Genomic DNA, 14,329 nt, shown 5'->3' with positions numbered 1-14,329 from the left:
TCCCTCCTTTAAAAAGTACTCTATTCTTTTTCGAGCTTCTCAATCCAAAGACAATAAATAATCGCTAACAAGAACCAGAAGAATAGACCGATAAACATCAACCATCCAACTAATGAAATCCCACCAACATAAATTTCTGTTGGCCACCAAATAAATACAAAGCTAGCATATAGAACTAAGACTATCGTTAAGATTAACCCTGGATCTTTAAATTTTGATCTTGATGCCATGTTTACACCTCCTATCACGGAATAGATAAAACTCGTCTTATCAACATTGGTATGCAAATGGATAGTGGTTTATTCGGTGGCTTTAGGTGTCATTCACTTCCCAATGATGCATTTCTATCATTCCTTTTAGATTATTTTTCCCACTTAGGTAATACTTTGGTTATTAAACTTTTTTCCACACTTTTAGTCGTACAAGCATTCCTTTTTGAATAGAAATAAATAGAGTGTTTTTCATTTAAAGGAGTGTTCATGTTGGGTACCTTTTTTAGCTATATTCTATTAGGCTTATCACTAGCAGCACCAATTGGACCAGTAAACGCTGCACAATTAGATCGAGGTATAAAAGGAGGATTTTTTCCTGCATGGTTTGTCGGTCTTGGAGCGATACTTGCCGATGCAATTTATATGTTAGTTGTTTATTTAGGGATTGTTCATGTCGTAGAGGTACCATTTGTTCAAACTTTTTTATGGTTATTTGGAGGATTTGTTTTAATTTATACAGGTGTTGAAAGCATGGTTAGCGCAAAGGAGATCAATACCGTCCACGAAAGAAATAAAGAACCCTTGCATAAATCTTTCTTCGCAGGGTTCCTTATGTCAATCACTAATCCATTAACCATCTTATTTTGGTTAGGGATATATGGTTCTGTACTTGCAAAAACCGCATCCACCTATGGACTTCAAGCACTTATTATTTATAGTGGGGCAATTTTTATCGGATTATTATCATGGGACATAGCCATGGCAGCAGTTTCAAGTAGTTTCCGGAAAGTGTTAAATAAACGATTACTTACAAGTATTTCAATCATTTCCGGTTTAGCACTTATTGGATTTGGGATTTACTTTGGATTACAAGGGGCTCTATTATTAATAGATAGCTAATTCTCCTTTTTCCACTTTTTATTCATAAAGAAAGCAACAATTCCTATGACACAGATAATCCCTAAGCTTATGAAAAATCCTGGGCGATTTACTTTATCAAGTAACGTACCACTAACTCCAGCTAATAATAACACCATTCCGATATAGTATTTAATCGATTCCTTTAGGTCAACTTTTCTAAGCTTTCTAGCAGATAATATAATAAAAAACCAGTTGTAAAGTAGCATAAGTCCGGCAGCTGTAGTGATATAGGCATATATATTTTCTGGAAGTACAAGAGACATAATGATGGATACTGCAATCCCAAAAATTAATAAACCTAAAGCAGGAATAGGTACAGCTAATTTCCCTTCTTTAGCAAATAAAGAAGGTGCATCCTCATCCTCAGCTAATGAAACAAGAATGGTGGTTACCCCATAGAATGATGCAACCATTGTAGAGAAGCCTGCAATAATTAATGCACCATTAAAGATATGGGGTACAATGCCTAAATCAAAGTCCTTTAACGAATCAATGAATGGGCTTTTTTCTGTGTTAAATTTATCCCAAGGCATAAGAACTATCGCTAAAGCTAAGGCAATCGCATAAATGGCAACTAAGGATAAAATCATGACTTTGCCAGCTTTAGGAGCATCTTTCGGTTCTTTCAATTGGACTGCCATGAGGCCCATTACCTCAATTCCCCCGAATGCAAAAAATGCAAAGATAAGGCTCGACCAAAACCCAATCCCACCTGTAGGGAAAAATTCATTCAAAGCTTTAGGTATATGTAATTCTTTAACACCTTCAAATAGCCCAAAAACAAATGCACCAGCTATTATAATAAACATCAAGATAGCAGCAAATTTAATCACGGCAAGTAAATTTTCAACTTTACTTAGTTTCTTTGCACCAAGTAGTAATACAACTAACCCTAACACCGCATATCCAAGTGCAAATAACCACATTGGCAATTCTGGAAACCAAAATTGTGAAAAAATAGACAATGCGGTAAGCTGACTTCCCATAATTAATATTTCAGAAAACCAATAGATCCACCCAATACTAAAACCAGCCCAACGTCCATATGCCTGTTTAGCATAGGTCCGAAAAGCACCTTTTTCTGGTTGACTTGCCGTTAATTTTGCTAAACCATCATAGACAATATAGGTTGCAATTCCAGCCAAAATAATACCAAAGACAATAGATGGTCCACCCTGCTTGATCCCTATACTAGAACCTAAAAAGAAGCCAGTTCCAATTGTACAACCGACTCCAAATAATGATAGGTGCCACCACTTCATTTTCTTTTCCTCTGAATTAGACTGAGCCACGTGAGATCCTCCTCAGATATTCATTATTTAAAATGCCCCATACGACAAAAATATATTTTGTAATTTTTTCTAGTCATTTTTACATAAAAGTAGGCTTCTAATACTTTAAAGGGTGGCTAGCACAATGGATATAATGGGAGTTCGCCTATTTTTTATTAGGTTAATCACCCAACCTGTACGATTGAATAAAGTATAGGGAGTTGGGGGTGATTCTAATGAACGCTTCATTTCGAGACAATCATACGAATAGAAATAAACTTAAAAAGTGGGAAAGAGTAGCATTAGAAAATTTCAAAATAAAAATGACAGATAAAACTAAGCTATTCCCGTGTATTCCAGCGACAATTGGGTTTTCTTTAAATCAGCTTCGATACGGATTTATCGGTGACCCAAGAGAAACTGAAACAGTTAAGCAGTTAGCATATTTATTAAAGGATTTTACAGAGGAATCAAAAGAAATAGGAGATTACACTTCCCTGATTATATTTTTTCAACTTCCAGAAGATAGTAGAAACTCGTATACAGTTGAGAATTATGAACAATTATTTTGGAAACTGCTTAGTACATTATCGACTATCGATGATGCCGAATGGCCACAGGAAATTCCAACAGATCCACATGATCCAATTTGGGAATATTGTTTCCAAGAGGAAAGATATTTCATTTACTGCGCAACACCAGCACATACAAAACGACAGAGCAGACATTTTGATACCATGATGCTTGCCATTACACCCAGATGGGTATTGCAAGCTTTTAACAAATCCGAAAAACAGGCAGAAAAAATAAAAACACAGATTAGGAAACGGCTGAAGAATTATGATTCTATCGATATACATCCCGATTTAAATAACTACGGTTCTTTAGATAACTACGAGTGGAGACAATACTTTTTACGGGATGACGATAAAACTTTAAATAAGTGTCCTTTTCATTTGTTATTGAACCAATTAAAAGTGTAGGAAATGGATAGGGAGTTGCTCTTCTACATAAAAACGTTTGATATGTGGATCGGGTAACTCCTTTGGAATATATATTCTTAAAGTATCTTTAAGAAAGCATTGTAAGAAAGGGGGCTAAAAGCTATACTGTACTAGACAAAATTGCTTTTAAAACCATGAATTTGGGGAGATCTATTTTGAAAAAAACTATGATGCTCATTACAATTTTATACGGAATAGGATTAGCAACCTCTCTTTGGCTGTATAATCACAAACCAATAATTATGGAAGATGTCGGTCAACTACTACCGACTAGAATAAAAGAAGTACATAGTGCTACAACTGAAGCTGAAATACAAAGTTGGGTGCAAGAGGCAATTGAGAACGGTGAGAAAATTTCTGTTGCTGGTATGCAGCATAGTCAAGGAGGACAAACATATTATCCTAATGGCACCGTAATAGATATGAAGAAGTATAACAAAATACTTGATTATAACCCAGAAGAAAAACGTATTACAGTTCAAAGTGGTGCTACTTGGGAAGATATTCAACGGAAAATTAATCCTGACCACTTGGCAATTCGCGTGATGCAGTCACAAAACATATTTACTGTCGGAGGATCTATTAGTGTTAATGCTCATGGTAGAGATATTCGTTTCGGTTCGCTTATAGATACCGTTGAATCCTTCCGACTTCTTACTCCTAAAGGGGAAATTATTAATGTTAGTCGAACGGAAAATAGTAATCTATTTCCTCTCGTGATCGGAGGATACGGTTTATTCGGTATTATTTTAGATGTCACATTACATTTGACAGAAGACGAACTCTATCAGATTCGTTCAAAATCAATCGATTACCAGGATTATCCTGAGTACTTTATTCAGGAAGTGCAACAAAATGAAGATATCCGAATGCATATTGCTAGATTATCAGTAGCACCTGAGACTTTGCTACGAGATATGTATGTTACGGATTATGAATTAGTAGAGAATCAAGATGATATAACCAACTATGATAAATTAAAAAGAGAAACAATTGCTGCACCTTCTAAATTCATGCTCGGATTAGCACGACACAGTGACTGGGGTAAGGATTTACTTTGGAAAGTACAGGACAAATTTTATACTGGCCAAGATGGTAATTATATTACACGTAACAATGCTATGCGTGGGGCAAGTAAATTTATGGAGTATGATAATGCAAGGAAAACAGAAATTTTACAGGAGTATTTTGTTCCAGTTGATAAGTTCACTAGTTATTTAGATGATTTACGTGTAGTTCTTGAAAAAGAAGATTTGAATCTATTAAATATTACAGTACGATATGTGAATGAGGATGAAGAAGCAGTATTGTCCTATGCGAAAGAGGATATGTTTGCTCTTGTTTTGTTAATTAATCAAGGAAGAGATAAAAAGGAGATTGAACAAACAGAAAAGGTTATCCAAAAAATGATAGATGTTACTTTAAAACACAATGGCTCCTATTATCTGCCTTATTATTCTTATCCAACACAAGCTCAAATGGATGAAGCATATCCGCGTAACAAAGAATTTTTCGAGCAAAAGAAACAGTTTGATCCAAATGAACTATTTATGAACCTATTTTACAAGGAGTATAGTCAATGAATTTTCATAAATTTCTAATCGCCCAAAGCATCCTAATCGCAGCAAGTAGTGTTGTCTTTCCATTTTATTTATTACTCATAAAGAATATTGGAGATAGTTACTCACAATTTGGCTGGGCTTATGGACTATTCACTCTAACTGCAGCTCTAACCTATCCTGTCATTGGCCAATTAGGTGATCGATTTGGTGATAAGACAATGCTTCTTGTTTATACACTTGGCATGGCAATAGTTATGCTAATCATCCCACTTCTCATTCATGTATGGCAAGTTTATGTTATTCAAATTGTCATGGGGATTCTCGGTGCGATTCAAAAAAATACAGAAAAGGCATTCCTCGCACGTAACGAAAAAGATAGTAATACTACAGGGAAACGTATTGGAAAGTATCATTTTCACGTATCCCTGTGGAGTGGTATAGGAATTATCTTAACAGGCTATCTAATTGATTTCTTAACTATTGCTAGCTTATTTTATTTGATTTCTTTTGTTTATATCGTCGCTTCTTTCGTTATATTGAAAAAGGGAAAAGAATAAATATGGTTTCGTTATACTTTTAAGTCATATCCCAGTGTCTTCTTCACTGACTATTCCACTACCCTAGGATCAGGTCCCTAGGGTAGTGAAGGAATGTTTTGATTTTTAGTTAAATATTCTTCTCATTTCAGCTCTCTAGACATAATTCTATTTTCATTTTTCCACTTATTGGTTGCTATACATGTAATCAATTTAGCTTTTTCAAACAACCTTATTTACTATAAACGTAACAACTTGATTTAATCCTATCAACCTAACCCCAAGCATGTGTAACTCCGTCAAAACAAAAGCAAACACTAAAATGACAGTATAGATAACCATTAGCTTCTTGTTCTTCTTTTTCTTCATATATCGATAATCCATGAAAGAAATAGAAATAAATAAGAGTATTAATAAGAAAGTATTCATTAATCATTCGCTTCCTTTTGTTTTTCTTGTGTTGGGTCAATAATCAAACCAGATCTCCGAACATTGGACTCTACTTGGAAATCAAACTCAACCTGATCTAAATAAGCAGAAGAATCACTAATTTCCTTCCAATGTTTAGGATAAAATCTTCTAACCTCTAGTCCAATTCCATAAATATCAGACCCAACTTCTTTTGCTAGATTAAATTCTTTCACCACATTATCTTTAATGAACTTAGTAATTTCCGTCTCTACTGTTTTCAAGTGTTCCGGTTTTAGTAAATCAATCGGACAAGTCTGGTCGAGTAAATTCCCTTCTAAGGTCACCTTAACCTTCAGTGTAATTTTTTCTCCTTTTAATTGCGGGCGTATGCCACTTTGAAAATCGGTAATTTGAAAAGCAAATAAATCACCATTTTCGGATTCAGGACATTTTCCTTCTAAGATAGAATAGTTCAATTCACTATTAATAATTTGTGTACCAGTTGAAGCTGGACCGAAAACATATTCTTGCAATTTATCATTATTAAAAATAGCAACGCCATCCACTTCAAATGTTTCCACTTCTCCCCTAATTTCCTTTGGCCTAATTACATCAAGGGTAAGTTCAATTCCAGGTGTAGCGAGTATAGTCATTAAATCTCTAAGTTTAATTTCCAACGCATTAATTTGTCTCATTTCCGAGCCTTGAATTAGATCTGCCATAGCTTTCGTAGGAACTTGCCCAAGTTCTATCTTATTATTTAGCAAATCCTCCGCCACTCCAGGTGTGACCGCAATAACTGCTCCGGCACGACTATCCCGATCCCTCTCAAACCATGTAATCACAGGGGCAATACCTTCTCTTGCCACTGCATCACCGAAGATAATGATTTGTAAATGTGCCCAGTACAGCCGACGAGGAGATATTTCATTTAGGTTTCTAATAGCTGCCAAGACAGTGCTTCCTGTAGCAGTAACACTCCAAGTAGGCATTTCAGAGCCACCACCACCTCCACCTTCCTCTTTTGAAGGTGGTTTAATCACTTGAGCGGTGATTTTATATTCTTCATCTGCTTTATCGATGCCGACCCCCATAACTAACGCAACATCTGTTAGTTCCTTTTTATCCCAACATCCAGCTAAAAATATAAGTAAGAAAACAGCTACAAAACAAATTACTGACCTCATTGTAAATTTCTCCTATTAATGACGCTCATTACTTGCACTTTGCATCCTATTTTGATCATCATTGGTGATTTCTTCAGGTCTTTCTTTCATATTCCGCCATGGAACACGGACAAATAAATCCTTCCAGTCATCCTTATGAAAAGGGACTAGTGGTGCTAAATAAGGTACACTAAATGAACGGATAGAATTTAGATGTATAAACAAAAAGATCAAACTGAAAATTAGACCGAAAGCTCCTAACACTGCTGAGAAAAGTAAAAGAACAAACCGTAAGAGCCTAGCAGTTATTGCAATATTGTAAGATGGCGTAGTAAAGGAGCAAATTGCTGTTAGTGCAACTACAATAACCGTTGCTTGACCTACCAAACTAGCCTCAACTGCAGCTTGACCTAATACTAAACCACCAACAATCGAAACGGCTGCACCAACTGTCTTCGGTAACCTAATACCTGCTTCCCGAAGAATTTCAAAAATAATATCCATGATGAAAATTTCAATTGCAATACCAAGTGGTACCCCTTCTCGCTGCCCAGACATAGCGATTAATAACGGGGTTGGTATCATTTCTTGATGAAAAGTAAGTAACGCAACATAAAGACCTGGTAAGGCTAATGAAAGAATAAAGGCAAATGTTCGTAGCATTTTCATAAAGCTTGCGATATCATACCGTTGATAATAATCTTCATTAGATGTTAGGAACAGACCAATAGTTGCAGGTACCAAGAGAACTACAGGCGTACCATCTACCATGATTGCTATTCTACCTTCTAATAATCCTGCAGCAATTCTATCCGGCCGCTCCGAGTTAAAAATGGTTGGAAATGGTGTATAGCTTTTCGTATCTTCAATTAGTTCCTCAACATAGAGAGAATCAAGAATACCGTCGATATTAATTTTATCGATACGCGAAATAACCTCTTTCACAATGTCGTCTTTGGCAATACCAGAAATATAAAGAACTGCTACGGAAGTTTTGCTTTCCTGTCCAATTGACTTTTTATAAACCTGTAGCTTAGGAGTATTCACCCTTTTACGGATCAAACCTACTCCCGTCATTAGTGACTCGTTAAATGATTCACGTGGTCCACGTACCACTGTTTCAACGGTAGATTCTGATACTGGTCTTCTTTCGCCTCCAGACGTTTCAGCAGCGTAAGCGATATTATTCCCATCCATCAGAATAATTGAATAGCCTCGTAATAAATGCTCTAAAACTTCGTCATGTTTGGTAAGTTTCTTCATTTCATTTGTAGAAACCGCTATATCGTTAATGGCTGATGTTAAATTATGTAGCTGACTATTTAAAGCAAAGATAACATGTTGGTCAATAATTTCTTTTTCAACTAAGCTTTCCAAATACAAGACGGCAACTTTTCGATGTTCGCCTTGTATGTAGCGTACAAACAAATCAGAATCACTTCCAAATATTTCTTTAAATTGGTTGATATTTTTATCTAATTCATCAAAAATTTCTTGTTTTTCTTCATCATTATTAACGTTATTAGTTTTTGTTTGATTTACTTGTTTCCTTCGTCTTATCATCACTTTTCCGCCCTTCTAACTTTTGACCTGTTTTCCTGAACTGACTGATTGTTAGCAAGACAAGAGGTAATATCAACCCAACAAATGTAGCGTAATATGGATAATAATTTTTTAAGAAGCGATAAATTCCGATTAAATCCTCACTATTGATGATGGACACGATAGCAAGTAAAGCTGCAAGTGGAGTTACTAACATTTTGTAATCATCCACCTTGAATAACTGTGCTATTCCTAATGACATGGCATAAAGAAAAACAGTTGCTTTTCCAAACGATCCTAGTGACCAGAGTAAAATCCCCAGAATATCCAATCGCTGGAAAGCTCCTATTTGGACGTCCCTTAAAATTAAGAATGTAGGAAAATAAAGACCTTCCCCTCTCTCTTCTCCATAGATAGCAATCACCCCTGTGATAGGGCCCACGAACATAATAATCAGAATCATCATTGTAACAATGGAGTACCTTTTCAGTTGCTTCGTATCATTGATAAAAGGAAAGATCATACTTAAAACAAAAATAGAGCTATATAATGCGACAAGTGTTAGCGTCCCATGAATGACAGGCTCGAAAGAATCCTCTAAGATTGGGAGGAAATTGCGATAATCTTTATCCTTGTGAGTAAGAGCAGATGCTAAAACCCCTATTGGAATTAAAAAGACAAGGATTGCTTGATTCGTTCTAGCAATTACTTCTAGCCCAGAGCGCACTGCATATCCTGCAAGTATTAATATTGCAACTAGATAGATTAATATTGGTGTACGTGGTGTAACAGCAGATGTATAGAACTCCCCAAATCCTCTTATGGCTAGACTTACTTCATGAAACAAATACAATAAAAATATAATGACAACAAATTTACCTAACCATTTTCCCAATATTAATTGACTATATTCAACCATCGATTGCCCTGGATATCGTTGGGCTAATAACGCAACGATAAACCCCATAAGTATTGCAGGCAAAATAGCCAGTAATAGGGAAATCCAACTATCTCTACCAGCATGACCAAGGATGACAGGAATAAATAACAGATGACCTGTAACGGTTATCCCAGTGATTCCTAGCATTAAGGCTTGACTCTTGGAAATATAAGTTTTATTCATGTGGACACCTCAATACTTTTTAGAAGCATGAACAATATTAGTTATAGACATTAACGTTTTAATCTAAACAGTTCATCGATAATTAATTCAGGGAATATTTCCAAACTTACTAACTACCAATGTCCAAGAAGTTGAATAATCGATACCTTATTTGATTTGGTGAAAATGTTTAAGATAAATTAAATTTATTATTTTATTTCCCAAAACCAAGAAAAGCCCACAAACATTGGTGATTCCCTGTTTGTAGGCTTTTCTATTATGTTTACACTGAAGCAAAAACTCGAGCCCTAAATTTAAAAAAATATGCTCTGAGTTGAAATCGTACTCTTTAAAAATTATCCAAACGTATGGACAGAGACATTTCCATCATATGCCAATTAATATATTTTTCTTATATCCTTTATATCTAGTTGCAAAGGACTTCGATCTAATAATCTTCGCTGCTTACTTCCATCCTTTGCTAGAAGGTCTAGTGCACTTTCTGGTATACCATAATCCTTCAATGAATTTGGAATTCCAACATCACGAACTAATTTAGCTAGCTAATGTCGATAATCATTACCCTTAGTGAGAGTGTCTTTTTATACATGTTTCGAGAAAGTTGTTCATGAAAAGTAAGTCTAAATTAAAACTTTTCTTATAATATTTCCCAAGTAAAATTTAAAGGGATTTTGTAAATTATCATCGAATACTATTTTATGCGGAAAAGGAGGTTTCTATGTTAAAGTTCAAAAGCACAGCATTTAAGATTTTAGGATTATTTTTAATAACTATAATCATCTCACTTGTATTAGTAAGTGTTACTGCAGCTGAAGATGAATTGAGTGAATTATTAATTGAAGAAGAACCTATTAGTTTACTCACTATAAAGTATTCATCTAATGTATTAGTAAAAGAAGACTCTTCCAATCCAATAAGTTTTAATAGCACTGTTAAAAAGGCAAGTCTACAAGGTGATTATTTTATATTACTTGGTCGCTCAATACGTGACAATAAAATTAAAGGAGGAAGACAATATATAAATAGTGGGAATAGCAGCGCCGCAAGAGCTGAATTCAATAAAATTGGTGGTAAAAACTACGAATATAGGACGGAACTTCAAGATGGTCAGATAAAATACCTTAAAGAAGGTTCTGATGGAACAGCAGTCTTATATAGAAGTAAAAGTACTTATGATAACATTCAAAGGCCTACAATCTCCTTCAATGGTTATAAGGTAAGGTTTATTGGAGATTGACGTTTTAGATTTATTAAATATCGGTAAAACCCTTAAAGCTTAAATTTATTAATTATATTTAGTCGATTAATAAAATTGTAATTTGGCAATCTATTTTTGAGAAATAGTAAATACAATAAGAAATTATTAATAAATAATTTAATCAAATAAATTCTATTAAAAGTAGTTAGTTGTCTATTCAGGGAGGAGTAAATATAATTTTAATAATGTGAGGAAAAGAGGAAGTTATAGAATGAACAAAGGATGGAATAAAATAAGACAGTTAAAGGGCTCAACGTTAATGGGGATATATTCAAAACAACTTGATGTTTCTCTCGGAAATAAAAATATCGTGCTACATCTGGTAGTTCCTATATTAAAGATAGTATCCCAAGATTCGAATGAATTTTGGTATTGGAGATTAGAATGGTTTGAGGATGAAGTAGGTGATGATCTTTTAATAATAAATGAACAGGAAACACCTGAACCATTAAGGCACACCTATGAGCCAGATATTGCGCCAAATCAACATCTTGTTTTCGGTTCTTATTTTTCTCTTGAAAATAATACAATAAAAAAGGTAATTGGTTACGGATATGAAGATAAAGATGATAAGAGTTTAACTACACTACTTTTTGAGCTTGAGGAATTATATCTTACTATTACTGCTGGCCCAATTATAATTGGAAGGATACTTGATAAGAAGCCCAATAATCTAGGAAAGCAAATTTTTGTTATGTAACCTAAAGAAAGAAGAATAGATGATAGATGGATAGAAGAGTAAAAAGCACCTCAGCAAGTTCGAGGTGCTTTTTTATTTAGAAATTCATCTAATCATCTTGTAGTATATTAGTAAGCGTCAAATAGTCCAAACTTATTCTAGGTTTGTCAAATAAAGTGTGTAAATAGTTTTTAAGTATGCATCTAGATAAAACACTTCCTGTTAGAAAAAGCAGTCATTCTTGATAGTGAACTACTATTTAAAACATTGTTAAGTAATATTAATAGTAATGACCTAAGCTACCACTACCATTTACTACATGTCTGCACAGACAAAAATTATAAAAAAATTTTCCCTTAACATGTGTAAAATTTTGTGTGAAAAAGTTTGTTCACTGTGTAAATAATTGTTTTCTATATTATTTAAACGTAGCTTAAATAGCAAAAAACTCACAAACATTGATAGAACAACATTCATGAGTTTTTTAGTTGTTAACGTAATGTATTTTGCTTGAAAGTACCGGTGGTCGGGGTCGAACCGACACTCCATAAGGAACACGATTTTGAGTCGTGCGCGTCTGCCAATTCCGCCACACCGGCATATTAAAAATTGACGAATGTCTTGACTGACAAATAATAATATAGCACGGAATGGGGATTGAAGTCAAACTAAAAACCTTACTAAACTAATTCTACTCACTACCTTATCTCTCGTTCCTTTTAATCCAGTTTAATAAAAATACTCTAATACCTTTTCCTATTAAAAATCCAACAATAAGAAATATAATAGGTAGCCAAATAACACCTAAGTATAGCCCATAAATATTAAAAGTCGAAGAGTATACTACACCAATGGTACCAATGTATGCTGAAAAGACAAAAGGAATAAATGCATAGGGCTCTTCCCCTCCACCTGCATCCCGATAAGCATCCCATATCGCAAACAAATAAATACAAGGATAAAACATCAACCATTGATACTCAACAGATGCAATGGCTGCATGTATATCACCATGAAAGCTTGGGATGATTGCATAATTTAATCTAGACTTAACATTTACAATGAACTCTAATAATATTAAAACTGTACCTTTAAAAAGTTTGCCATTTAAAAACTGACCAAATCCAGGTAAGGCAATACTCCACAGTAATACTTCCAGTTTCCTGTCCTTTGACATCTCTGCACACTACCCATCTGCCAATTGTTGTCTATCAGATGCCATAGGGGGTTCCTCTAGCCATCCATTATTTATCATAATATTTGCGCCATCCTCACAATACTTTAGGATTTCACTGCTTAGCCTTGAATAATGATTTCCAAGATCTCGTCTATGACTTGTAGCTAAACTTACCCCATAATACCCTAAGACAGCAGCATTTAAGGTTGTTGTATGAAACATGATTAATTTGTCTGAGAAAACAAATGTAGTGCTGTCCGTAACTTCTGTTTCTAATGTCATCGGTATAGGCAAATTGTTCTCACGCATAATTGATCCTAATACCTCGGCATGCTTTGATGTTATTTCCTTCCCTCTTTCCATATACTGTCTAACTTCTTTTGAGTTAGCGACCTGTGCAAAACTAATTAATGTTGCTATTTCTAAAGCATTCCGTAATATATTGGAAAATAGGTTCGATATCTCCATACCATTAAGTGGCCGTCTTTCAGCAAACCACCCAATCAAAAAACGTTGTTTCTCCACATAAGTGGCTCTCTTAGGTGGTGATAAATATGGTGGACGTACATTAAGGCCCTTTGATAGCATCAGCTTCAACGCCATTTTATGTAGCTTATTAGTCTCACTAAGATTTTGAGAAAAATAATCATAGACATCTTCTCTAGCTGAGAAAGCGACAGCAACTCCATAATTGTTCATACCGACTTGAGACATATCCCGAATGTATACAAGTATATAGTTATCGGAATACAATCTTGGGGCATTAATATCAACATCCTCATTAACACTAAATCCGATTGGTATTGGATATTCTTCAGCCTCAAAAAACGCTTCAATTTTAGATAAGTGTGATTCTGCTAATCCAATAGCATGCTTCACAATTGATTTAATATTTTCATCTTCCACTATATTGAAAAAGTACTTTAAGACACAGATTCCCATACTATCATTCATATAATTAGTCCATAGCTGTGTAATCTCCGTTGAAGTAAGACGAGCATTATGATTGATTTCCATATTTCCTTCTACCTCCACAAGTATTACGTTCTAATCATAGTCTTCCCTAACTGTTAAATTTATACAGTAATTGCCATTTCTATTTTTTACCTATTGAAGAATTTTATTTGAAAATAGAAAAAATAAAAAAACTCTTTTGTGTTAATCGCAATAATAAATTGCAACTAAAACAAAAGAGTTTAACATCATTTAATTTATGTATTTATAAAATAAAATTGGAGGCGGTAACCGGATTTGAACCGGTGATAAAGGTTTTGCAGACCTCTGCCTTACCACTTGGCTATACCGCCATACTTCCTGGAGCGGAAGACGGGATTCGAACCCGCGACCCCCACCTTGGCAAGGTGGTGTTCTACCACTGAACTACTTCCGCACTGGCTGGGCTACTAGGATTCGAACCTAGGAATCACGGGACCAAAACCCGTTGCCTTACCGCTTGGCTATAGCCCA

Annotated in this window: 14 protein-coding genes and 4 tRNA genes; 6 read left to right on the top strand and 12 right to left on the bottom strand. The window is 34.8% G+C overall.

All coding sequences use genetic code 11. The features are described from left to right. Positions 1-20: 20 nt before the first annotated feature. Positions 21-230: a hypothetical protein gene (locus AB1K81_RS00090; protein ID WP_412974614.1), complete on the bottom strand. Its 210-nt coding sequence runs from the start codon at positions 228-230 to the stop codon at positions 21-23. 252 nt (positions 231-482) lie between these two features. Between AB1K81_RS00090 and AB1K81_RS00085 the strand changes: the two genes are divergently transcribed. Next, positions 483-1,112: a LysE family transporter gene (locus tag AB1K81_RS00085; protein WP_412974613.1), complete on the top strand. Its 630-nt coding sequence runs from the start codon at positions 483-485 to the stop codon at positions 1,110-1,112. Here the strand turns inward: AB1K81_RS00085 and AB1K81_RS00080 are convergent. Beyond that, a complete protein-coding gene (locus AB1K81_RS00080; protein ID WP_412974612.1) occupies positions 1,109-2,425 on the bottom strand; it encodes an amino acid permease in 1,317 nt (438 codons plus the stop codon). The genes AB1K81_RS00085 and AB1K81_RS00080 overlap by 4 nt on opposite strands. 215 nt (positions 2,426-2,640) lie before the next feature. Between AB1K81_RS00080 and AB1K81_RS00075 the strand changes: the two genes are divergently transcribed. From AB1K81_RS00075 to AB1K81_RS00065, 3 genes are all read left to right on the top strand, one after another. Then, a complete protein-coding gene (locus AB1K81_RS00075; protein ID WP_412974611.1) occupies positions 2,641-3,387 on the top strand; it encodes a YqcI/YcgG family protein in 747 nt (248 codons plus the stop codon). 173 nt (positions 3,388-3,560) lie between these two features. Beyond that, positions 3,561-4,991 (top strand): FAD-binding oxidoreductase, encoded by a 1,431-nt coding sequence (locus AB1K81_RS00070; RefSeq protein WP_412976087.1) that lies wholly within the window; start codon positions 3,561-3,563, stop codon positions 4,989-4,991. Then, positions 4,988-5,527, top strand: coding sequence for an MFS transporter (locus AB1K81_RS00065; protein WP_412974610.1), 540 nt, complete (start codon positions 4,988-4,990; stop codon positions 5,525-5,527). Before AB1K81_RS00070 ends, AB1K81_RS00065 begins: the two co-directional genes overlap by 4 nt. 201 nt (positions 5,528-5,728) lie before the next feature. On the opposite strand, the gene AB1K81_RS00060 is transcribed toward AB1K81_RS00065, so the two are convergent. Genes AB1K81_RS00060 through AB1K81_RS00045 form a run of 4 tightly spaced genes read right to left on the bottom strand, consistent with a single transcriptional unit; the run spans position 5,729 to position 9,748 of the window. Continuing rightward, a complete protein-coding gene (locus AB1K81_RS00060) occupies positions 5,729-5,875 on the bottom strand; it encodes a hypothetical protein (protein WP_412974609.1) in 147 nt (48 codons plus the stop codon). A 59-nt stretch (positions 5,876-5,934) separates the two neighbouring features. After that, the gene (locus AB1K81_RS00055; protein ID WP_412974608.1) at positions 5,935-7,104 is read right to left on the bottom strand and encodes a Ger(x)C family spore germination protein; all 1,170 of its coding nucleotides are present in this window, start codon (positions 7,102-7,104) and stop codon (positions 5,935-5,937) included. Between the two features lie 15 nt (positions 7,105-7,119). Next, entirely contained in the window at positions 7,120-8,646 is a 1,527-nt protein-coding gene (locus tag AB1K81_RS00050; RefSeq protein ID WP_412974607.1) for a spore germination protein, read from the bottom strand. After that, positions 8,606-9,748: a GerAB/ArcD/ProY family transporter gene (locus AB1K81_RS00045; protein WP_412974606.1), complete on the bottom strand. Its 1,143-nt coding sequence runs from the start codon at positions 9,746-9,748 to the stop codon at positions 8,606-8,608. Before AB1K81_RS00045 ends, AB1K81_RS00050 begins: the two co-directional genes overlap by 41 nt. A 718-nt stretch (positions 9,749-10,466) precedes the next feature. Between AB1K81_RS00045 and AB1K81_RS00040 the strand changes: the two genes are divergently transcribed. After that, complete coding sequence (locus tag AB1K81_RS00040; protein ID WP_412974605.1) at positions 10,467-10,985, top strand: hypothetical protein; 519 nt, start codon at positions 10,467-10,469, stop codon at positions 10,983-10,985. A 232-nt stretch (positions 10,986-11,217) separates the two neighbouring features. Continuing rightward, positions 11,218-11,706 carry a hypothetical protein gene (locus AB1K81_RS00035; protein ID WP_412974604.1) on the top strand — a complete coding sequence of 163 codons (489 nt, stop codon included), beginning with the start codon at positions 11,218-11,220 and terminating at the stop codon, positions 11,704-11,706. A 496-nt stretch (positions 11,707-12,202) separates the two neighbouring features. Here AB1K81_RS00035 and AB1K81_RS00030 read toward each other — a convergent pair. The 6 genes from AB1K81_RS00030 to AB1K81_RS00005 all read right to left on the bottom strand — a co-directional run bounded on the left by AB1K81_RS00030 (position 12,203) and on the right by AB1K81_RS00005 (position 14,329). Beyond that, positions 12,203-12,284, bottom strand: a tRNA-Leu gene (locus AB1K81_RS00030). A 104-nt stretch (positions 12,285-12,388) separates the two neighbouring features. Next, complete coding sequence (locus AB1K81_RS00025) at positions 12,389-12,862, bottom strand: hypothetical protein (protein WP_412974603.1); 474 nt, start codon at positions 12,860-12,862, stop codon at positions 12,389-12,391. 9 nt (positions 12,863-12,871) lie between these two features. Next, positions 12,872-13,879 (bottom strand): DUF3231 family protein, encoded by a 1,008-nt coding sequence (locus AB1K81_RS00020; protein WP_412974602.1) that lies wholly within the window; start codon positions 13,877-13,879, stop codon positions 12,872-12,874. A 216-nt stretch (positions 13,880-14,095) separates the two neighbouring features. Beyond that, positions 14,096-14,169 (bottom strand) — tRNA-Cys (locus tag AB1K81_RS00015). Between the two features lie 8 nt (positions 14,170-14,177). After that, a tRNA-Gly gene (locus AB1K81_RS00010) sits at positions 14,178-14,252 on the bottom strand. Positions 14,253-14,254: 2 nt separating this feature from the next. Beyond that, a tRNA-Gln gene (locus AB1K81_RS00005) sits at positions 14,255-14,329 on the bottom strand.

Source organism: Ornithinibacillus jepli (assembly GCF_047228935.1).
Taxonomy (GTDB): Bacteria; Bacillota; Bacilli; order Bacillales; family Amphibacillaceae; genus Ornithinibacillus.
Note: the sequence above shows the minus strand (reverse complement) of the source record. Positions and strands in the feature narration are given on the sequence as shown.